This is a genomic window from Ezakiella coagulans, assembly GCF_003096635.1.
Taxonomy (GTDB): Bacteria; Bacillota; Clostridia; order Tissierellales; family Peptoniphilaceae; genus Ezakiella; species Ezakiella coagulans.
Window position 1 is genome coordinate 47,101 of sequence record NZ_QEKV01000009.1, and the last position, 21,725, is coordinate 68,825.

Consider the following 21,725-nt stretch of genomic DNA (forward strand, 5'->3'; position numbering starts at 1 on the left):
GCCAAAAATGTGCGCAATAAAAATTTATTTTATAATGCATCTAATAATAATTTCATCAAAAATTTGAATTGACAAAAATTAAAGCTTAACGCTTTGTATAAACGATTTTATATAAAATACGATTAATTATACTCGGTTTAAATATAAAAGTCGTTATTGGGCGATAACGGCTAAAATTTTAAGATAGTTTTTCGATTTTGATATTTATGTGCGAACTAAGTTTTTATCTAAAAACATTAGAAAAATTTCCAACAAAAAAAGAGCCTCATTCATCAGCTCTTTCAATCTTCAAAAAATTTTTCCATATCAACTCCTTCAAGCTCAAGGAGTGCTATTTTTTTATCGATGCCGTATGCATAACCTGTCATATTACCGTTTTTCCCGACAACTCTGTGGCACGGAATTATAATTGCAATCGGATTTTTTCCCACAGCTCCACCAACCGCCTGTGCGGACATTCGGGAAACATTTTTGATTTCAGCGATTTTTCTTGCAATTTCTCCGTAGGTCGTCGTTTTTCCATACGGAATCTCAAGAAGCATTTTCCAAACTAGCTTTTGAAACTCCGTTCCCGCCGGATTTATAGCCGGAATAAATTTTGGATTTTTTCCGGAAAAGTATATGTCGAGCCATTTTTCTGTCTCTTTTATAGTGCTCGTTTCTTTATATATCTTGTCGTGCGGCTCTTCATTTTCCGACTGTCTCTTAAACCGAACTCCAGTAATTCCCGTTTCGTTCGACGTAATCGTTATGTCTCCAATCGCTGACTTATACTCATAAAAATATTCCATTTTATTCATCCAATTTCCATGCCCTCTCAAATTATCTCTTATTTTTAGGTGCATAATCCCTCATTTCAGGAATCTCTCCATTCGAAACCGCCCAAAGATAAAGACTTGCTACGCTGCAATAAGGGCTAAACCGTCTTCTATATTTTTCAAAAAGTTTCCGATCAATTTTTCTATGGTGATAAACCATTCTAAGTCCTCTTTGTATAGCGAGGTCATCGAAGCTAAATACATTCGGTCTTTGAAGACAAAAGAGCAGTATCATCTCCGCCGTCCAAACGCCGACGCCTTTTAATGTCGTCAAATATTTTATCAGCTCGTCATCTTCCATTTTATACGCCGCTTCGATATCAAATTTTCCCGTGTGAACCTTTTCGGCAAAGTCCTTAATATACTCAACCTTTCGAAGTGAAATTCCAAACGAGCGTATTTCATCCACACTTGCATTTAAAACTCTCTCAGGGGTAACGGAGCCAAAGGAATTTTTCATTCTTTCCCAAATTGTCGCCTGAGCCTTTGTTGAAATTTGCTGCCCGACAATGTGGTGTACGAGTGCGGAAAAAAGTTCCGGATCCATTTCTCTTTCGATAAGCCCTATCTTTTCAATCACTCCCGCAAGTTTCTTGTCCTTATTTTTTAAATATGATATCTCTTTTTCTCCGTATTTGAAATACAACGCCCACACCTCAAATCAGTTTATATACTTTTATTATATCTTATTTATTTCTAAAATTTCAATTTTAAAAAATTTAAACCGCTAAACTTCATGAATATTCTTGTAAAAATCATCCTTCTGTTCCATACAACCTTTACATATAGGACCTAAACCAAACTTATACTTCAATCTAAAACACACCTAAATTTTTACAAATAAATCTTCCATAAGATTCAAAAAAATACTCCCGAAAAATCGGGAGCATTTCTTTATGAGTTCAATTTATTTTATAACGTAAAGAGCATCGATATCGTCATCAACAACGTGCATTCTTACAACAGAACCGACATTAGGTTCTTCACCGAAAATAGTGATGTCTTTTCTGAAAGTCTTGACAAATTCTTTGCCGTCTCTTTCAATTTTAACAGTTGTAACGCCGTCTTTAACGGAATATTCTTTAACTGTGTATTCACGATAGTCGTATGGAATGAGTTTTTCTACAGAGATAACTTCTCCATTCTTTGATAATGATACACGAACGATGTCTTCAGGGTCAAGTCTGTCAACTTTTGCATTTTTGTAGAGTTCAAGTTCTTTCTTTTCGCCCTTGTTATTTTCAGCTGTGATTTTAGCGTCTGTTCCTTGAACAAATCCATAAACCATTTTTAAAGTTTCGACATGATCAACAGGAACATTTTCTTTAAAGTTTGTAAATACAATTGTCTTTACAAGGTCTTTTCTTGCTGTCATAGGTGTTGCAGCACCCGGAACAGTGTTTTGGAAAGCTTCTGTTGAAACTACAACAGCTTGAAGTGCACCTTCTGAAGCAAATTTCTTTACATATTCAAGAGTTCTGAAATTGTATTTTCCATTTTCATTAACGATTATATCACTGTCTTTTGTGAGTTCATATTCGACTTTGTCGACAGTTACAAGACCGTATCTTCCGCGGCTTGGTGTTGTGTCAATTGCAAATTCTGCACCTTTTTTGTCCACATTTTTAGCATCTTTTGTGCTTGCATATTTTTGAATTTTTGCAACTTTGTTATCTTTTGTAGAAACATAAACGAGGTCGCCTTCGTTTAAATCTTGCATTCTTATAACTTTTTTACCTTCGAGAATTTCGAGATTTAAGTTGTCGATAACGTCAACCGGCTTGTTGTTTTTGTCAATCATTCTGATTTCGCCTGACGCAACTTTTTCAACAATCATTGTTTCTTCTTTTTCTGCAAAGTTTCCGCGAACGAGTTGTACGTTGTTGTTTAAGTCGAGAAGGATAACATTTTTCTTTGTTTCCATTGCTCTTAAAGTGCTGTCGTTTTCATCGTTTGGTATAACTTTGTAGTTTTCAAAATCAACACTGATAACACCTTTTTTGTCCTTTTCGGTATTAATCTTATAGTAGTCGCCGTTTACATAGAAGTTCAAAACGCCGTCTTTCTTAGAAAGTCTGAATGTAACGTCACTCAAACTTTTGTCTGTAACGATAGCTTCATTGTTTCCATAAATGTGAAGAACTCCGTCTGTCGGAACTTCGATAGGTTTGATTGCTTCCAACCCTTCTTTTGTTACTTTATAAACATTTGTCAAAGGTTGAATTGAAATTGCTTCAGGATTTGCATCCTTTATTACATAAACTTTTCCGTCTTTAACATCTGCAATCGGTGCGATGTCTTTGAAATTGAAGCTTCTGATGAACACAACTTTGTTGTTGTGTACAGTAACTTGTGCAAAGTCAACATTCTTATTTTCTTTTTCATATTTATCATAGCTGTATTTTACGCCGTTGTGTAAAATACCTGCCAAATTGTCTTCGAGCTTTGTTCTTTCGCTCAATGAAAGGTCATATCCGCTCTTGTCGCCGTTCATATAAAGTCTGTTTCTTAGGATTTCGAACTTTCCTGTCTTAACTTCATATTCTCCCGCAACTTTTAAAGCTGTGATTTTACTTTCAGGACCTACTGTGAGGTCGCACACTTTACCGATATAGTGTCTTGCATCGAGAAGTTCTGAAAATTTAAAGCTGATTTCGTCTTCGGCTTTAATGTCTTTTGAATCTGTGCTTATAACCAAAACTTTTGCACCCTTGTCGTCAGCTTCAACTACGAGTCCGCGAACTGCTGCTTCAGGAGTTTCCATTCTTCTGATCAGTACTTCATAAAGAATGTCAAAAGCTTTTTCACGAACAGCCGGTGATTGATAATCAACAACGCCCAAGTTCTTTAAAAGTCCAAGCTCGATAGCCTTGTCGATATATGGTTTTGACCATCTGCCTTCAACAGCTTTTTCTGCATCTGTCAAATCGCGACCTAGAGCTGTGTTTACCATCATTTTGATAGCTTCTTCATAGGTTACGTTTTGGCGTGGTCTAAATGTTCCGTCAGGGAAACCGTTTACGATTTTTGCAGTTGATGCAACGTTAACATATCCGTTTGCCCATCCGCCAACCTTCATATCGCTGAATTGTGATTTAAGTCCAATCAAATTGTCCGCTTTTTCTTGATCACCCAATGCGTAAACAACAATTTTTGCAAATTGGTCACGAGTGATGTTTTCTGTCAGGTTTAATTCACCGTTTTCGTCTCCGATGATAATCTTTTTATCTTGCAAATATTTGATGCGTGGATTGTCGGCTGCGTTTAACTTAAATAGAAAAACACCGCTTACAACAAGTGCTGCTGCAAGAATAAAACTTAATAGTTTCTTCATAGCTAATACCTCCTTAAGTAATCGCTCTAAATTAATTATAACCGATTTAACGCACGTTTAAACAATATTACGTTAAATGTAATGTTAATGAAATATGAAAATCGATTTTTAAAAGTCTTTGTTTCTTAAATTTAATCCAATCTCATGAAGCACATCGAAATTTGAAGTTTGATTTTGCGAAACAAAAAGCGTTTCGAGATTTTTTAAATTTGCAATAGGTGAAAAATCTTTTATATTATTCTTGTTTAAATAAAGCCTTTCAACCGCTTCAAGAGTCGATAGCGATTCAATACTAGAAATTCTGTTTTCGTCAAGCTCGAGACTTTTTATTAACTTTTTATCTTGAAGTGCATCGACATTTGCGATTCGATTGTTTCCAAGATAGACCGTTTCGAGCTTATAAGAATTCTTTAGTGGAGAAATGTCCTCGATGAAATTGTTTTCAAAATTTATATACTCCAACTCACTCTTGTTTTCAAGCGCATCAATCGATGAAATTTCATTGTTTGCTCCCCAAACTTCATCAAGATTCTCCAAATCTTTAATCGCACTTATGTCCGTAATGCGATTGTTTCTAAAGAGAATTTTTTTGAGTGCCTTATTGCTTCTTAAAAAATTTAAATTTTTAATATTGTTGTCCTCAATTAAAATTTCCTCGAGATTTATAAGCTTCTCCATCATAATCTCATCTAGCGTATAAATGCCCGTCTCGTCGAGCACGAGTTCTCTTAGCTCCGTCATTTCGTCGAGCGTTCCCGCCGGAATTTCCATAATAGAAGGATTGTCCGCCAAATCGAGACTCTTTAAATGTTTTAAACCCGACAAGTGTCTCAATGTCATCGCATTTAAATTGTTTGAATAGAGTGACAGCCTTTCCAAATTCACCAAATTTTCTATGCCCTCAAGATCCTTCGTCCCCCTTGAAATTACCTCTAGTTCGTATATGTTTAAAGTTTCCGAAAACATTATCGGTCCTTGCATTTTCTTTAATTTTTTTCTTACTTCGAACTCAATCGCCCTGTCCTTAAAGGTGACTTCACGATCATAAAGCATTTTATTTTTCAAAAAATCACATCCTTACATATATTATATCATAAAAGTCTCATGCAATATATCAAATTGTATATGTTTATGTTTAATAAAAATCTTTTATATGTTTATTTTATATTTACCTATATTCAAACCTCGAAAGATTTCTACACAAGATATATATAATTCAATATGTTTTAAAGAAGTTAGTTGACGCTAACTAAAAATTGTGCTAATATATGTTTAACAATATTTGAGGAGGTGTTCTTATGATAAAAATTTCAAATTTGCATAAGTTCTACGGAGCAAAAGAAAATAGAGCGGAAGTTCTAAAAGGTATAAACTTAGAAATCGAAGACGGCAAAATTATTTGCGTATTGGGACCTTCAGGGTCCGGTAAGTCAACTTTGCTAAATATTTTGGGTGGCATCGAGACTATTGATGAAGGAGACGTAAGCGTTTTTGGCGAAGACATAAAAAATATGTCGAAAAAAGCTTTGGAAAATTACAGACGCGAAAATCTCGGATTCGTTTTCCAATTTTATAATCTCATAAGCGATTTAAATGTACTTGAAAATGTTGAAGTCGGCAAATATCTCTCGAAAAAACCGCTGAACACTGACACTTTACTTGACGAACTCGGACTAAGCGAGCATAAATATAAATATCCGAACGAAATTTCAGGCGGACAAGCGCAAAGGGCATCAATTGCACGCGCAATGATAAAAAGTCCTAAGCTGTTAATTTGTGACGAGCCAACCGGGGCACTCGACTACGAAAGTGCAAAAGACGTTCTGTGCTTAATAGAAAATTTAAACCATAAGTACCACTCGACCGTCATCATCGCAAGCCATAACACTCAAATTGCAAAGATGAGCGATGTGGTTTTGTCACTCCATAACGGCAGTATTAAAAGTGTTGTCGAGAACAAGGACAAAATTTCTGCAAAGGAAGTGACTTGGTAGATGAGAAATCCGATCAACAAGAGAATTTTCAGGCAGTTTAAATATAAGCCTTTAAAAGTATTCCCTATACTTATAGCACTGAGCTTCATTGTGGTTTTTGCTTCATCTTTTTTCACCGCACAACAATCGATCAAAAAACTTTATTATAAGCAAATTGACGAGGGCAAAGTTGAAGACGGAGAATTTCAAACTATATATGAACTTACCGACGACTTACAATCAAAAATTGAGGCTCTCGGATTAAAACTTTACAAAAATTACTATTTCGAAGAGAAAATAGATTCCGATAAGGTTTTAAGAATTTTCAAAAATAGAAAAAATATTAATGAAGCCCTGCCTCATGAGGGAAGTTTGGCAAAAAATTCGGACGAAATTACTATGTCCGCATATTTTTCAAGAAATAACAATATTAAAGTCGGTGATAAAATTACTGTAGCTGACAAAACCTACACTGTTGCTTCTCTTGCATCATTTCCGGACTATTCTTCTGCACTAAAGAATAGAAACGATTTGGTAATGGACACCGGCCACTTCGGCATTGCCACGCTTCCTGAAAAAGCATTTGATAATATGTCCGACAAACAAATAACTTTTCTTTATTCATATCACACAAATGAGAACTTAGATAAAAAAGAAGCACGTGAAATACTCAAGTCTATTTCAAAAATCGTGAACAAAGATAATTTGATGGTTGATGGGGTTACAAGATTCGACAATAAGTGTATAACATATATTATGGATGACATGGGTGGCGATGTCCCTACGATGACAATAGCAACCGCTCTTCTTTTTATAGCGATAGCATTTATATCAAGCGTTCAAATCAAAAGCATTATCGAAGATGAGGCCCCTATAATCGGCACTCTTCTTGCCTCAGGCTACAGAAAACGAGAACTCCTTAAAAATTATATGTCAATGCCACTTTTTCTTGTTCTCATTTCATCTCTAATCGGAAATGCTGTGGCATATCTATATGTGTATAAAAAATATGCTGAAATTTATTATAGATCATTTGATTTGCCTTCATTCGAGCCATTCATAACCCCAAGATCATTTCTTATAACGTCGATTATGCCGATGATTCTCTATCTTATAATAAATTACGCAGTCATATCCCGAAGTCTCAACATGAGTCCGGTCAACTTTTTGAGACGGAATTTTAAAAAATCAAAAGCCAAGAGCAGATTTCATTTAAAAAATTTAAGCTTCATTAAAAAATTTAAATTAAGGGTTATTTTTGCAAATAAGCTTACTTATGTTTCCCTTCTTTTCGGCGTTTTTATTGCAAATCTTCTGTTAATGTTTGCACTATCTGCAAAACCGATTTTTAATATTTACGCCGAGAATATGAAAACACAAATGAAATATGCCCACACTTATATAGTTAAAAGCGACATGGATAAACTTGATGCACCAAAAGTAACAATTGTAAATGCAGATCTTGTAGATAAAAACGATGAAAGTGTTCAGATTTACGGAATAGATGACGACACTAAATATAACAGTTTAAATATTTCAAGTCTTCAAAACGACGAGGCCGTCATAAGTAATGGCCTTGCGAAGAGATTTGAATATAAAATTGGTGATACAATTAAAATTAGAGAACCGTATAATAGTGAAGAGAAAAATATCAAAGTTAAAGCTGTTGATAGTGAAAACAACTATTTTCAAGTATTCACAAAAAGAACTTCTCTAAACAAGATTATAAACCGTGACGATGCATATTTTAACGCATATATGAGCGACAATGCACTAAATGTGTCGAAGGAAAATCTAGTCACAGAAATTAATCGTGATGAAATGAGTAAATTTATGATTCACTTTTTGGACTCATTCTCGGTCGTTTTTACAATGATTCAAATAGTTGCAGTTGCCTTCTATTTTATATTACTTCTAATGGTAACGGAACTCATTATCGAGCGTGCAAAACTCAATATGACTTATCTTAAAATATTTGGTTTTAGAGATAATGAAATCACAAAAATTTATGTAAACACCAGCTTTTTGATCTTATTATTCTTCCAAATCATACTCATCCCAATACTTGACAAGATTATGAAATACCTTTACTTCATTTCTATGCAAAAATTTGACGCATATATTGAAGTGACCATTCCGCTTAACGTCTTCTTGATCGGCTACCTAATGACCATTGTGATTTTCGTTTTGTGTCAAGCTATTGAAAGACGTAAAATCGGAAAGATCGACATGGTTAAAGAACTTAAGACTATCGCCGGATAACATATATTTATACATCGTTTTATCTTATCCGGAAATATATGAATAAAAATCTTGTATAACAATACAATTTTACAAATCAAAATATACCCTCTTTACTGATTGTATCAGTAACGGAGGGTATTTTATATTACAGAATATTTGAAGCAAAATTTATATTTAATAGAAACAAAATAAATAACTAAAATACAAACTTAAACAATAAAAAAATGCATCCCCATCAGTGGCTCAGCATTCTTAAAATTTTAATCTCTTATAATATTGTCTTCTTCATGTTTTTTTAAAAGTTCAGCAATATTAGGAATTATACTGTCCGCAATATTTGAAAAACCTTTTCCAAAAATATATGTGTCCTGATATACTAAAATATGATTTGAAACTTCCTTTCCGCTCTTTCCATCAACATAGTAATCTGCCTTCCAACTAACGTCAGGATTTATTTCCTCAAATATCTGACGTACATTTTTTATATCCGGCTTATCAATTTCACCTTTGATACATCTCATAGCAAGTTCCACAAGAAGTTCTGTTGTACTGCTTCCATAAGAATAGACCCAAGTTCCCATTCTATCCGGATTCTTCTTGTATAAAAGCATTTCTTCCTTGCGTAAAATATCAATATTATCGGCATCATCCTTTATATCAAGTGCCTCTTTATATCCGAGAATAGGACTTGGCAAATCCTGCTCAACAAATATTGCGCCATATTCCAAAGTCTTTTTTATTATTGGAGCAATGTGTGCATCATTTGTCGAGAAGAACGCTGTGTCCTTACCATATTTTTTTATCCATAGCGGAAATTGATCCAGAATAAAGTTTTGTGCTTCAGCAATTCCTCCGTCACTTGCAGGATCCGGTGCATCGATTGCTACAAACTCCATACCAAGTTCGTTACACGTTGCCTTCATTATTCTTTCTCTCAAATTCACAAGTTCAATTTCTCTGTGCCTTTTAAAAGAAACGTGAACAAAAGTCCTTGCCCCCATTTGCTTTGCACATAGCGGTATCAAATACCCTCTTTTGATATTGTCCGGATCGATTATTAGATCCGCATATTTGTGTATCTCTTCCGGTTCTTCCTGCGTGTTTGAAACCAAACACAAAATGTCCGGTCTTTTTTTCTTTATTATTTTAAATGCTTCCGCCGTGCCTTTAATTCCCTGATTTACAATAATCGCTTTCATCTTGTCGTCATCAATAAAACTTGTAATCTGTGAAATTACATTTTCCGTTTCCTTCGGAAAATTGTCAGGGTAATTTAAATGACAAATATAACCCCCGAGATTTGAGTCTCCATATTTTTTAATAAGCTTTTCTGCAGCCGAAAATTCATCAATACTCTGAGAAGTAGTTCCCGTCACAAGTCCGATATGAAACTTAGCAGACTCATGCACTACATTTTCATCACGCTCTTCATCATTGCAACCTATAAATAAGCCAACCGAAAGCACAAGAATCATTATTAAGATTTTTCTATAAACTTTATTTGTATTCATAATAATATTATATACATTAAACTATCCGTAAAATTTAAATTTTAGTTACGAAGAATTTGTGAAAGAAAAGCTTTCACATAAAATATGAAAGCTTAGTTTTATAGATTATATTTGACAATTGAAAATACATCCGTGTCAAGCTTTTCACGACCATTCAAGTCTGTAAGTTCAATTAAGAATCCAATTTTAACAATTGTGGCCCCGGTCTTTTTTATAAGTTCTTCTGTCGCCTTAATTGTACCGCCGGTTGCAAGAAGATCATCTATAATCGCAACTCTATCTCCCGGCTTTAAATCGTCCTTGTGCATAAAAAGTTCATCTGTACCATATTCCTTGTCATAAGAAACGCTTATTGTTTCACGTGGTAATTTTCCTTTTTTTCTTATAGGCACAAAACCGATTCCAAGTTCATATGCAACCGGACATCCAAGCACGAAACCACGTGCTTCCGGAGCAACAATAAAATCAATTTTTTCATCCCTTAAAGGCTCTGCAAGTGCCATGACAGCTTCTTTAAAAGAATCTTTGTTCCTTAATAAAGTTGTTATGTCCTTAAATGAAATTCCTTCTTTTGGAAAATCCATAATGACATCTATTTCTTTTTTTAAATCCATAATATCCCTTTCTAATTTACTCTCCGCCATGAATTGCTCTTTCGATTGCAAGCTCTTCCTCTTCGGAAAGCATAAGATTTGACTTTTTATTTTTTATAGGCTTTGCATAGCATACACTAGTTTGACTCGTGTAAATACTAGTAAGCACAAAACCGTTGTCAAATCCGTCAAGAAATGCTATTGAAAAGGAGAGCTCTCCCCCTCTTCCTGCATCCTTATTTAAAAATGCGTTATATCTATAGAAACCGACTTTTCTGATTGTAAAATTAAGTGTGGTTTCAAGCTCCTTGATCTTGTTTTCCTTTAAAATATTTGCAGTTTCAAGATCTCTTATATCTTTTTGAATCAATTTTATAACTTTTTCCGGATCTGCATCCTCAATTCCAAATGTGAATGTATCGACGCGTTTCTGAAGCTTTCCAATTTTTGAAAATAACACAGCCGATAAAATTATTAGAATTATAACTACAGCACCCAATGAAACAGTTATAATTGGTAAATACGTTTCCAGCATTTTATTTTTCCGCCGCAATTTCTTTTACAGCAAGAACAGCTTTTTCAATTTCTTCATCGGTCGTAAAATAACCCGGAGAAAATCTGACCATGCCTGATTTCAAAGTATTAAAAAACTTATGAGAAAGTGGTGCACAATGCATTTGGCTTCTGGTGCAAATTCCGTATTTGTTTGCCAAAATATCCGAAACCTCTCCGCTGTCCATATCTTTTATATTAATTGACACAACAGAAGTAATGGTATCAACTCCCCCAATGGAATAAGTTTTTACACCATCAATTTTCTCAAACTCAAGAAACATCTTTCTTGCAAGCGTATGAACTTTTTTCGTTATTTTTTCTTCTGTTTCATTCATAACAAACTCGATTCCCGCTTCAAGTGCAGCATAAGCAGGCACTCCAAGCGTTCCGGCTTCGAACTTGTCCGGACTGAAATTTGGTTGGACAGGTGAACTACTCTCAGAACCGGTTCCACCAACCATAAAAGTTGTTAATGTGTCAGGATTCTTCACATACAAAAACCCGGTCCCCATAGGTCCGAACAAGGACTTGTGTCCCGGTGCAGCGCATAAGTCTATTCTATATTTTTGAACATCAATTTTCTCGTGACCCAAAGACTGAGCAACGTCTACCAAAAATAAAATATTATCAGATAGTCGATTTCCAATTGCTTCTATGTCTTTTTTGAATCCAACAAGATTGTCAACATGACTTATTGCAACCATCTTAGTATTGTACTTAACGTTTTTCAAGATATCTTCTGTCAAATTCATACTCGGTTCAACATAAGTCACTTCAACGCCACGTTCTTCCATCTCGTGAAGCGGTCTTAAAATCGAGTTATGTTCAAGATAAGTCGTTATGACATGATCTCCTGGAGAAAGTGCCCCGAAAATTGCAATGTTTAAACCTTCTGTGCAATTTTTTGTCAGAATAATATTACGTGTACTCTCTGCATTTATTAAAGCCTTTATTTTATTTCTGCATGTAAAAACCATCCTCGCCGAATCCATGGCGAGTTGATACGCACCCCTTCCCGGATTTGCCGAGTTTCTGAGTGCGTAGTCATTCGCTTTATAAACCGTTTCCGGCTTTGGATATGAGGTAGCCGCATTATCTAAATATATCAAAGCAAACCTCCTTGTTTTTCACCTATTGAAGTTTTGAATAGACAATAGCCAATGTCTTTTCTCTTAAATCTTTAGCTTCCTTCATTATTTTATCAACTTCATCTCTTTTTTGTGCAACATATGCTTCATCTTTAACAGAATTCAAATTGATGAGAGCATTAAAAAGTGCACCTTCAACTCCTGATTGCAAAAGTAATGTTCCAACTCCAACATCAGTTATTGCATTTTTATTGCCCTTAAGTGCATAAATATTTTGAAGTCTCATTGCTTCAAGTCCAAGTTTCGCTGCATGAATAGGAGTTTCAAGAGCCTTCTTGTATCCTGTTTGAATAGCTTCTGATCTCTTTTTCTTTTCTTCTTCAGTGTCTTTAGGGAGCTTAAATGCAGCCATAACATCATCAAAGCTGTTTGCGTCAGTATCAACAATGTCATTCAACTCATCAATTATACCGTCAAGCTTTTTTTGATTTTCTTTCATCAAACTCTTTTCATCATCTGTAAGTCCTTCAAATGCTTTTTTATCAATTGTAAGACTTCCGACCATTTGTGTGAGTGATGCTCCAAGTGCAGCAGCATATGCTGAAACCGATCCGCCTCCCGGTGCCGGTTTTTCGCCTCTAACCTCATCTGTATAGCCTATCAACGTTAAATCTACTAATTTTGTCATAGTAACCTCCAAAAAATATATATTTGTTCCACGTGGAACATTTTACAATTATATTGTCATAACTCCATCCATCACGAGCCTAGAATGACCGCTCAACCAAATCTTACCGTCTCTATTTTCGATATCAATTTTTGCAGGACGTTTCATCATTTGACCTTGATAGATTTCAATTTTATCTACTTTCATTTTATCAAGCATAATTTTGCCGGCAACAACACCGCTTGATCCTGTTGCTGCTTCTTCCATAATGCCAAACAGCGGAGAAAAATATCTCGCATAAATATGAAGTTTAGGTTTCTCAATTTCTTCAGTCATTGCGTATAGCCCTTGAGTATTTGTATTTTCATTTAGTGCTTTTAATCCCCAAGGATCCACTCTAAGACTATCTAATACTTCTTTATTCTTGAGTGTTACGAATATATCATCTTGAAAGGATCCTCCAATAATCACTGAAGAAATGTCACTTTCTTTTATTTTTAAAACCTTTCTTATCGATTCTTTATTAATAATGTCGTTATACTTATTGTTGAAATTGATTTCCGGTGAAAGAATAGAAACAAGGCTTGCTTCATAATTGTTGTATTCAATTTCCACATCCAAAATTTGACCGTTTTTTAATTTAGCATGAACAAGCTTCTTGCCACTCTCAATCGGTCTTATAAATCCGCTTCTGCCAAGCACATAAAATGCTCCGATAGTAGCATGTCCCGAAAAATTTATTTCGCGATTCGGTGTGTAGAACTCTATATAATACATGTCTTTTTCTATTTCATCCACAAACGCTGTCTGTGCAAGATTTATCTCATTTGCTATTTGAGGATAATACATTTGAGGAATTGCTGACGCCTCAGGAATAATTGCAGCAGGATTTCCGCCGAACCTACACTGAGTGAATGAATCAACCGTTATAACCCTCACTTCAAATTCTGACAATTACATCACCTCTATAGTTAGATTATATCAAAGATTCTCAAGTATTTCAATTATTCTTGTGAGCTCATCTTCAGAATAATAACTTATTGAAATATCCCCCTTACCTTTTTTGTCATTTATCTTTACTTTCGTCATAAATCGATCTTGTAGCTTGTCTTCAATCTCTTTGTAAAGAACATTTGAACTATTGGTCTTCTTACTTTTTATCTTACGTTCTTTTTCAGTATCGCGTACGCTCAATTTCAAATCCACAATTTTTTTTGCAAGCTTTTTTTGTTCAGGCACTGATAAGCCTACCAGTAATTTTGCATGACCAAAGCTGATTTTACCGCTTCTAATCAAATCCCTTACTTCTTCAGTCAGTGTCAAAATTCGAATTGAGTTTGCTACATGACTTCTTGACTTTCCAATTTCCTTTGAAAATTCCGCTTGCGTCATTTCGAGTTCTTCCATAAGCTCTTTATAGCTAAGTGCCTCTTCGACAGGATTTAAATTTTCTCTTTGTATGTTCTCTATGAGCGACAGCTTTTTTATATCTTCCTTTTTAAACTCTTTAATAATCGCCGGAATTTTTGTTTCTTTATTCTTCTTAAAGGCCCTGTACCTTCTTTCGCCCGCAACAATCATATATTTATCGTCATACGGCGTGATAAGAATCGGTTCAAGAAGTCCGTGATTTTTAATACTAGTCGCAAGTTCATCTATGAGCGATTCGTCAAAATCATGTCTTACCTGTTCCGGATTAGGAATAACATCGCTCAAAGGCACAAGTTTAACTTCATCATTTTTTGTTTCCTCTACTTGAGAGAATAATGCTCCCAAGCCTTTGCCAAGAGTTTTATTTTTCATCGTGATTAAACCTTTCTATAAATTCTTTTGCCAACTTTTTATACATAGTAGCACCTATTGCACTTTTGTCATATTCAAAAATCGATTTCGAAAAGCTTGGTGCCTCAGCAAGTTTTACATTTCTTGGAATCATAGTTTTAAAAACATGCTCTCCGAAAGCCTCTTCGACCTCACGTCTAACCTCCACAGCCAAATTATTTCTGAAGTCGCACATGGTTAAAAGTACCCCTTCAAGTTTAAGACCGGAATTGTAATTTTCACGAACAAGCGAAATTGTACTCATAAGTTGTTTCACACCTTCAAGTGCGTAATATTCTGTCTGTATCGGAAGAATAACTCCGTCGCTTGCATTTAAACTCATTAAACTTAAAATTCCAAGGCTTGGTGGACAGTCAATAAAAATAAAATCATAGTCACTGTTTAGTTCCTGAATTTTATTTCTAAGAATAAAAAACCAGTCTCCTTTAACCGCAAGCTCAATCTCAAGACCGTACGAATCGTTTGAGCCCGGAAGAATAGAGAGATTTTTTGTATTTGTTTCAACTATAACATCTTTAATATCTTTCTCGCCTATTATAACTTCATAAAAAGTAAATTCCGGCTCATCTGAAAGAAGTCCGGATGTTAAATTCCCTTGTGGATCTGCATCAACGACAAGCACTTTCTTTCCTTTTAAAGCAAGTGCTGCGCCTAGATTGAGCACTGTCGTTGTTTTTCCGACTCCTCCTTTTTGATTGAAAAATGATAAAATTTTTGCCATAGCCACCTCCCAAAACATGTTCTCTTTCTACTATATATACTAACATTTAAATAAATTATTTTCAATAGAAATGTTCCACGTGGAACAAAAAAAGCTACGCAAAATTGCGTAGCAAATTTTATCTTTTATTCATAATGTTTTGCACAAGCTCATCTATTGCAGCTTCACCCTCATACACATACTTAGACTCTCTTATATGTGCGAGTTTCCAACCGACCCTTTCGAGAAGTAAGCTTGTTTCAAGTTGTTTTTCAAGTTCTTCACGCTTAATCCCCGTTTTTTCTTCCGGCGTTTCAATTGCTACCTTAGGATTCTCAACAACGAGTGGTAAAGGATAGCGACCGGCTGTGTGATTGTTTGTAACAATGAAATCTCTCTTTTCAAGTTCATTCATTATATCCATTTCAAACGGTGTGAGTTTTCTTTCTTCCTTTTCACGTTCATGTGACTTCTCATTGAAATACTCAATTGCAGCAAGTCTCAAATCTCCGGTTTTTAAATCACTTTCGCTGAGAGAGGTGACCAAAAATTCTTGGTCACGTGCCCTTGAAAATGCAACGTTAAATCTCTTTTTATGAATCTCTTCAGCACCTTCGGACAAAAGTCTCAGTGGCGAATCCTTAGGGCTATCAACCATAGATATAAACATTACATCGCGTTCATCCCCTTGGAAATCAATTGCAGTTCCCGCCATAATCTTTCGTCTGTCATATTCAAGTGTGTCTATCATTTCCATGAGTCTATCATTTATTGCCTTAGCCTGTGTTGAGCCAAGAAGCGTTATAACGCCGATTGTCTTGTCTTCGTAGTCCGGATTTTTTATAATATCCAAAATCATTTCGACAATCTTTTCCTTTTCCGCTTCATTTATGTCGCCATCTCTCACTCCGTCAACCTTCACAAGATTTAGTGCCGGTTTTAATGTCGTGTCATTTTCGTCCCTCAATGGCAGAATTTTACCATCGTACGAAAGATTATTTACAAATTCAATAATATCAGGCACAGATCGGAATTCTTCGCTTAGTAAAAATGACGGGAATGTCGTTTTTAGAATATCATAAAAACTTGTGGAAAGATCCATCAAGTGGAAGTTAGGGAAATCCTTTGAAAGCATTGTTTCTCTAAGATTTTGTACACGTTCAAGCGGAATATTTCCATAAAGAGGTGTCGTTTGCTTATCGTCACCAATTGCAATCAATTTGTTTGAAGTGTATAGAAGCGGCAATGCCAAAACGTCAGCTTGTGATGCCTCATCTACAACAGTCACGTCGAATTTGTTTTTGAATACAACATTTTGAATTGCATCGTCAATAGTCATAATCCAGCACGGTACAAATTGTTGACACTTAGTCAAAAGCTCTTCTGCTTTCTTTTGAAGTTCTTTCGCATCAAAGCCCGTTCCTTTTCCAAGCTTTTTGTATGTGAGCTCGAGGCCTTTAATCGATTGTCTTATTTCCGGATTTTCGTCCATTCGTTTTAAGAAATGATACCATGCAAGCGTTTTTGCGTATTCACGATTTTGCTCAATGATTGATTTCTTGTACCAACTGAGCATCTTTCTCATCTTTTCGTATGGACTCTTTACAATTCTTTGAATTTCGTTATTTAAAATATTCGCCATAAATGCGGTTTTTATTCCATCCGGAACAGTATCTCCGCCATGTTCGCCGAATCTTTTTTCAATAAATTCACGCCATGAAGGTGCACATGACAACTTTGAAAGGATCGCACTTCTTCTCAAAACAATGTCTTTCTTTCTTGAAAGAACCTTATATTCATCATAATCCGCAGCGTATTCCGTAGTCTTTTTATTTTTTATTTCATTGATAAGTTCATATAATATAGGAACATCCGCATCAACATAATCATTCAAAGTTGAAAGAATGCGTTGGATTTTATTGTTTAGAGGAATGTATTCGTTGATATGAAGATTTGCAAGTTCAAGCAAATTATATATCTCAGTAGAAAGATATCCTAAAACTTCGCTCGTCGGATTCTTTTTAGCCGGTGCAATTTTATTGATAATCTTTGCCGGCAAAAGCTCGCTAAGTTTGTCAATAAGAGGAATATAAAGATCTTTAAAATTATATAACGTTTCCAAATTTTGGAAAATTTCGTCCTTATTTCTGAAATATCCTGAAAAATCTGGTCCGCCGTTATCTGTTATAAGCTCATCGTATTGTGCCTTAAGGTCACTTAAAATCCTGTCATAGTTCATAAGAATTATTGCGTCGTTCGCATCTTTTGCTCCTCTTATAGGCTCTCCGTTAATTGTAAAACCTTGAATGACATTCTTCAAATTCTTTTTAAAAAGGGTATCAAAAGTGCCCGGCTTATCTTTTTTACCGTAGATTTCCTCAAGGTTTTCAAGGGCCTCTATAACATCTTCTCTCGGCATATCAGGGTAAACTATCGACTTGCCTGTAAGTGTCTCGATATGTTTTTCACGATATTCATCCACAAGAAGTGCTTTTCTTGAAAGCTCGTTATATGCTCGATTATCGATTAAATTTAAGCCTGCTTTCAATGCATTCTCCTTATATAAAGGAAGATTCATATAAGCCTTCAGCTTTTCAAGCTCACCCTTGACTTCAGATATATCGCTCATTTCGTCGATTAAAATCGAATCGACTTGAACTCCGTCATCAGTAAGCTTTGTGCCTTGCGGTGTTAACGGTAAAAATTTCAGCTCATTAAACTCAATTGTGTCCATTGATGCGATAGTTTCTTTCAAATCCTCCGGACTTATGAGTTCATCAATTGACGGAAGCGGCCTTTTTAGAAGAATCTCTTCTGTTTCTGTCACCTCTTTATTTGTCGTATAAATATAATCGAGTTCATCATCTGTGAGCGGGAACGTTTGAAGTCTTTCCACTTCTCCAGGGATAAGATTTATAATATCCTTGTTTTTTACAACAAATCTCGCCGCTTCAACGGGACTAAAAGTATCGTTGCCGACCTTTATTTCCTTAGACTCGGACTCCAAAATGTCAAGTACGTTCTTCTTTGTTTCGTTCATCCTTGTAATGATGTCGTGCCTTTCACTCTTAATCCTCTTCGCTTTTGCTTCCATCTCCGGAGTTGTGTGGTTTAAAATAAAATCATTAATATAATATAGAGTTTCTCTTATGTCATCATTTGAGTCCTTGACCCTTGAAACAACGAGGCCTGCGAAACCCGGATCAATCATATTTTTTATAACTCTGAGTGCTTTTTTCTTTTTTGAAAGAATTAAAACTCGCTTTCCTTCTGCAAGGAAGTGTCCGATCATATTTGCAACCGTATGCGTCTTTCCGGTTCCCGGAGGGCCGTCAACAAGTGTGATTGGGCTTTCGTATGAATTCTTTAAAATATCCGACTGCTCTCTATTAAACTCTTTTGTAAAAAGAACGTCGAGCTCCTCTTCGTAAGCATTCTTTTTAGGAAGCGGTCCATCTCCTGAAATCGCATCAATAATAAACTGACTTTGACCTTTTGCCTCACGTTCAACAGCCTCTTCAAATACTTCAACTTCACGCGAAAATTTCGGTGCGAGCATAAAAAGATTTCTTTCAAGCAAAATAAAGGACGAATCTGAATCCGTAGCTTCGTCAACAGACAAAACTTTTCCGTCTAAATGAAGTCTCTTTGTAAGACCCTTTAAAAATTGATTTGACTCTGCACTTATAAACGGGTCATAAAAATTATCCTTAACCTCTTCGGAAGCTCTTTTTAATTCAAGCGGACTAATGTTCTGCACTTTCGATAACAGCTTAATATCAATTCTTGCCGGACTGTTTGAAGGACCGATTTCAATAAACTCTTTAGGTGCATTCAAAATAATATTAGCCTTTTTTGTGAAAACAGGATAATACGAATCAGGCAAATCCTTTGATGAAAGAATACCGTTTCCAATCAAAAGCTCTGACTCTTCAGTTTCATTATGAATAATATAATAAAGATTTAAAAATTCACGATAGAGTTCCTGAATACGTCTGTCTTCTGCGGTTTTCGAAGAAAAAGGGCGCTTAATTCTAAAATAAAAATCGCCAGGCGTATTCGAGATTGTAACGTATGGTGAATTCTTAGGCAAATCATCAAAAAATTTATAAAACGAAAGCTCATTAAGATTCTCTATAGTTCGTTCCTTTTCATTTGACAACTCGCGTAAAAATTTAAGTAAAGAAAGTGAGTTGGTCATAATACCTCCTATATATTAAAAATAAACTTGACTTAATTGTACCACAAAATGATTAAAATCCAAAATAATTATAAAAAAATCGTGTCTTTACAACGAGCCCAAAACGTGATATAATTTATTGGTCATTTGGCAAATATGTTTACAGAAAGGGAAAATTAATGAAACGATTATTTTTAATTGCTGTTCTTGCAGTTACTATGACATTTTCAGCATGTAAAACAAACGACACAAAAGTCGACGATAAAAAAGTAGAAACAACTGAAGATGCTGCAAAAACAGATGAAAAAGACAATAAAGAAAATGAAGATAAAAAAGATGACAAGGAAAATAAAGTTGAAGAAGCAAAATTAGATGAAGAAAAGAAGAAGACTCTAGAAGAAAAGACCAAAACTTTAACTGAATTACTTGCAAAAAGAGACTTTGATAAATTCAAGGAAAGTATTTCTGAAGAATTTAAAAAGGCAACTGAAGGCCAAGATCTTGATGTTTTTAAAATGCTCGAACAAGAACTCGGCGCTTATAAAGAAATCGTAAAAACTGAAATTGAAACACAAAACGGTTACTATTTAACTGACTCAACACTTCAATTTGAAAAGGGAACAGTAGACCAAACAATTGCTTTTAACGGCGAAATGGTTGCAGATGGCGTAAACTATCTAAATATGAAAAAAGATATCGTGCCAGAAGAAGGAGAAAAAGAAATCACTCTTGACGCAGGAACAGGTTATCCTGTAAAAGGAATGATCAAAATGCCGAAAGGTGAAGTGAAAGCCGGAATCGTAATCGTTGACGGCTCAGGACCGAACGACATGAACATGACTCTCGGTCAAAACAAAATGATGAAGCATCTCTCCGACCAACTTGCTGAAAAAGGCTTTGCTGTTCTTAGATTCAACAAAAGAACCTATCAATATGGCAAAGAACTCGCAAAAATCGGAATGCAAAACAAAACTCTTATAAAAGATGAATTCATAGACGATGCAGCTGAAGGACTTAAAACTCTTGCAAAAGAACAAGGAATTCCTACTGATAAGCTCTTTATTTTGGGACACAGTCAATCCGGTTCATATCTTCCTGTAATAAACGAAACAGCAGGAAACCTTGCAAAAGGATATATCATTCTTTCAGGAACACCGACAAATATCGCTGAGCTTTCTAAAAAACAACTTGAAAAGGTTATAGAAGAAGGTTCAGAAAATGCAGATGAAGAACAAGTTAAAATGATGAAGCAAAACATCAAAACAAATGATGAACTTCTAAAGAAAATAGAAACAATGAGTGATGAAGAACTAAATAAACCGGAAAACTATCCGTTTGGTATACCGGGAGTATATGTAAAAGATCTCATGAAATATGACCCGATAAAACTCTACAACGACAGCAAACTTCCTATTTTCATTAAAATTGCAGAATTTGACAAACAAGTTCCAGTAAGCGAACTTGAACTTTGGAAAAACGGACTCGACAAAAACGAAAATGACAGCATTGAAGAAGTTAAAGGTGCAAACCACATGATGCAACCAAGCGATGGAAAAACAAAACTCGCAAACCTTATAACTGACGAATATCAAAAAGATGCTCCAATCGTTTCAAGTGTTATCGACGACATCGCTGCATGGATTGAAAAAATTACAAAATAGTATTGTAAAAAATAAATTAATATGGTATAATAACTTCGTTGGAAATTATTATACCACGTCGGGGTGTAGCGCAGACTGGTAGCGCACATCGTTCGGGACGATGGGGTCGCAAGTTCGAATCTTGTCACCCCGACCACAAAAAATCCGCCTTTTGGTGGTTTTTTTATTGCAAAAATATAGACTCTATAATATTTATTAGATGTTAGAATTCTTTTAAATAGTATAGAGTCTTTTTTAATGCTTGTGCTAAGCCATAATTAAAAAATAAGATATTATAAAGTTTTCTTATATAAATGAAAAAAGACCCTGGAGGTCTTCTTTCGAGAGGTTGGTATAGGTATAACGTTTAGCAAAATGCTATTAGCTAAATGTCCAAATAAATACATCTATAAATTTATTCACAATTCGACTAATGATTTCATTTATAAATTATATTTATAGCGGTGATAAGAAATCCTTATCACATTTATTATTATAATCCCAACGTTGTTCTTTGTCAAGCATATTTATCTCTATTTTCAATCATTTTTTTCAATAAATTTTCATATATCTATAAATT

16 protein-coding genes and 1 tRNA gene are annotated in these 21,725 nt (G+C 35.0%); 4 read left to right on the forward strand and 13 right to left on the reverse strand.

Going from position 1 to position 21,725, the window contains the following annotated elements:
- Window positions 1–281: 281 nt before the first annotated feature.
- From C7381_RS07190 to C7381_RS07205, 4 genes are all read right to left on the reverse strand, one after another.
- Window positions 282–791: a methylated-DNA--[protein]-cysteine S-methyltransferase gene (locus C7381_RS07190; RefSeq protein WP_116480463.1), complete on the reverse strand. Its 510-nt coding sequence runs from the start codon at window positions 789–791 to the stop codon at window positions 282–284.
- Between the two features lie 31 nt (window positions 792–822).
- Window positions 823–1,464: a DNA-3-methyladenine glycosylase family protein gene (locus C7381_RS07195; RefSeq protein WP_116480444.1), complete on the reverse strand. Its 642-nt coding sequence runs from the start codon at window positions 1,462–1,464 to the stop codon at window positions 823–825.
- Between the two features lie 261 nt (window positions 1,465–1,725).
- Window positions 1,726–4,152 (reverse strand): S-layer homology domain-containing protein, encoded by a 2,427-nt coding sequence (locus C7381_RS07200; protein ID WP_116480445.1) that lies wholly within the window; start codon window positions 4,150–4,152, stop codon window positions 1,726–1,728.
- A 108-nt stretch (window positions 4,153–4,260) separates the two neighbouring features.
- Entirely contained in the window at window positions 4,261–5,217 is a 957-nt protein-coding gene (locus C7381_RS07205) for a leucine-rich repeat domain-containing protein (RefSeq protein ID WP_116480446.1), read from the reverse strand.
- A gap of 233 nt (window positions 5,218–5,450) precedes the next feature.
- Here C7381_RS07205 and C7381_RS07210 point away from each other — a divergent pair, with 233 nt between their 5' ends.
- Window positions 5,451–6,146, forward strand: a complete 696-nt coding sequence (locus C7381_RS07210; protein ID WP_116480447.1) for an ABC transporter ATP-binding protein — start codon at window positions 5,451–5,453, stop codon at window positions 6,144–6,146.
- On the forward strand, window positions 6,147–8,387 hold the full coding sequence (locus C7381_RS07215) for an ABC transporter permease (RefSeq protein ID WP_116480448.1): 2,241 nt from the start codon (window positions 6,147–6,149) through the stop codon (window positions 8,385–8,387). It abuts the gene before it with no gap.
- Window positions 8,388–8,629: 242 nt separating this feature from the next.
- On the opposite strand, the gene C7381_RS07220 is transcribed toward C7381_RS07215, so the two are convergent.
- From C7381_RS07220 to C7381_RS07260, 9 genes are all read right to left on the reverse strand, one after another.
- Window positions 8,630–9,880 carry a DUF3798 domain-containing protein gene (locus C7381_RS07220; protein ID WP_245893796.1) on the reverse strand — a complete coding sequence of 417 codons (1,251 nt, stop codon included), beginning with the start codon at window positions 9,878–9,880 and terminating at the stop codon, window positions 8,630–8,632.
- Window positions 9,881–9,978: 98 nt separating this feature from the next.
- Complete coding sequence (locus tag C7381_RS07225) at window positions 9,979–10,494, reverse strand: adenine phosphoribosyltransferase (protein WP_116480465.1); 516 nt, start codon at window positions 10,492–10,494, stop codon at window positions 9,979–9,981.
- A gap of 16 nt (window positions 10,495–10,510) precedes the next feature.
- Complete coding sequence (locus tag C7381_RS07230) at window positions 10,511–11,008, reverse strand: DUF4446 family protein (protein WP_116480449.1); 498 nt, start codon at window positions 11,006–11,008, stop codon at window positions 10,511–10,513.
- A 1-nt stretch (window position 11,009) separates the two neighbouring features.
- A complete protein-coding gene (locus tag C7381_RS07235; RefSeq protein ID WP_116480450.1) occupies window positions 11,010–12,137 on the reverse strand; it encodes an aminotransferase class V-fold PLP-dependent enzyme in 1,128 nt (375 codons plus the stop codon).
- A gap of 22 nt (window positions 12,138–12,159) precedes the next feature.
- Complete coding sequence (locus tag C7381_RS07240) at window positions 12,160–12,804, reverse strand: cyclodeaminase/cyclohydrolase family protein (RefSeq protein WP_116480451.1); 645 nt, start codon at window positions 12,802–12,804, stop codon at window positions 12,160–12,162.
- Window positions 12,805–12,852: 48 nt separating this feature from the next.
- Window positions 12,853–13,737 (reverse strand): PhzF family phenazine biosynthesis protein, encoded by an 885-nt coding sequence (locus tag C7381_RS07245; RefSeq protein ID WP_116480452.1) that lies wholly within the window; start codon window positions 13,735–13,737, stop codon window positions 12,853–12,855.
- 27 nt (window positions 13,738–13,764) lie between these two features.
- Entirely contained in the window at window positions 13,765–14,586 is an 822-nt protein-coding gene (locus tag C7381_RS07250; protein WP_116480453.1) for a ParB/RepB/Spo0J family partition protein, read from the reverse strand.
- Complete coding sequence (locus C7381_RS07255; RefSeq protein ID WP_116480454.1) at window positions 14,576–15,346, reverse strand: ParA family protein; 771 nt, start codon at window positions 15,344–15,346, stop codon at window positions 14,576–14,578. Before C7381_RS07255 ends, C7381_RS07250 begins: the two co-directional genes overlap by 11 nt.
- A gap of 118 nt (window positions 15,347–15,464) precedes the next feature.
- The gene (locus C7381_RS07260; RefSeq protein ID WP_116480455.1) at window positions 15,465–19,526 is read right to left on the reverse strand and encodes an AAA domain-containing protein; all 4,062 of its coding nucleotides are present in this window, start codon (window positions 19,524–19,526) and stop codon (window positions 15,465–15,467) included.
- Between the two features lie 158 nt (window positions 19,527–19,684).
- On the opposite strand from C7381_RS07260, the gene C7381_RS07265 reads away from it, so the two are divergent.
- Entirely contained in the window at window positions 19,685–21,166 is a 1,482-nt protein-coding gene (locus tag C7381_RS07265; protein ID WP_116480456.1) for an alpha/beta hydrolase, read from the forward strand.
- Between the two features lie 59 nt (window positions 21,167–21,225).
- Window positions 21,226–21,302 (forward strand) — tRNA-Pro (locus C7381_RS07270).
- Window positions 21,303–21,725: the final 423 nt, after the last annotated feature.

Excerpts from the sequence above, each read along its gene's own strand:
- C7381_RS07190 (WP_116480463.1), bottom strand. The coding sequence starts at position 791 with ATGGAATATTTTTATGAGTATAAGTCAGCGATTGGAGACATAACGATT.
- C7381_RS07200 (WP_116480445.1), bottom strand. The coding sequence starts at position 4,152 with ATGAAGAAACTATTAAGTTTTATTCTTGCAGCAGCACTTGTTGTAAGC.
- C7381_RS07210 (WP_116480447.1), top strand. The coding sequence starts at position 5,451 with ATGATAAAAATTTCAAATTTGCATAAGTTCTACGGAGCAAAAGAAAAT.
- C7381_RS07215 (WP_116480448.1), top strand. The coding sequence starts at position 6,147 with ATGAGAAATCCGATCAACAAGAGAATTTTCAGGCAGTTTAAATATAAG.
- C7381_RS07220 (WP_245893796.1), bottom strand. The coding sequence starts at position 9,880 with ATGAATACAAATAAAGTTTATAGAAAAATCTTAATAATGATTCTTGTG.
- C7381_RS07225 (WP_116480465.1), bottom strand. The coding sequence starts at position 10,494 with ATGGATTTAAAAAAAGAAATAGATGTCATTATGGATTTTCCAAAAGAA.
- C7381_RS07230 (WP_116480449.1), bottom strand. The coding sequence starts at position 11,008 with ATGCTGGAAACGTATTTACCAATTATAACTGTTTCATTGGGTGCTGTA.
- C7381_RS07240 (WP_116480451.1), bottom strand. The coding sequence starts at position 12,804 with ATGACAAAATTAGTAGATTTAACGTTGATAGGCTATACAGATGAGGTT.
- C7381_RS07250 (WP_116480453.1), bottom strand. The coding sequence starts at position 14,586 with ATGAAAAATAAAACTCTTGGCAAAGGCTTGGGAGCATTATTCTCTCAA.
- C7381_RS07255 (WP_116480454.1), bottom strand. The coding sequence starts at position 15,346 with ATGGCAAAAATTTTATCATTTTTCAATCAAAAAGGAGGAGTCGGAAAA.
- C7381_RS07260 (WP_116480455.1), bottom strand. The coding sequence starts at position 19,526 with ATGACCAACTCACTTTCTTTACTTAAATTTTTACGCGAGTTGTCAAAT.
- C7381_RS07265 (WP_116480456.1), top strand. The coding sequence starts at position 19,685 with ATGAAACGATTATTTTTAATTGCTGTTCTTGCAGTTACTATGACATTT.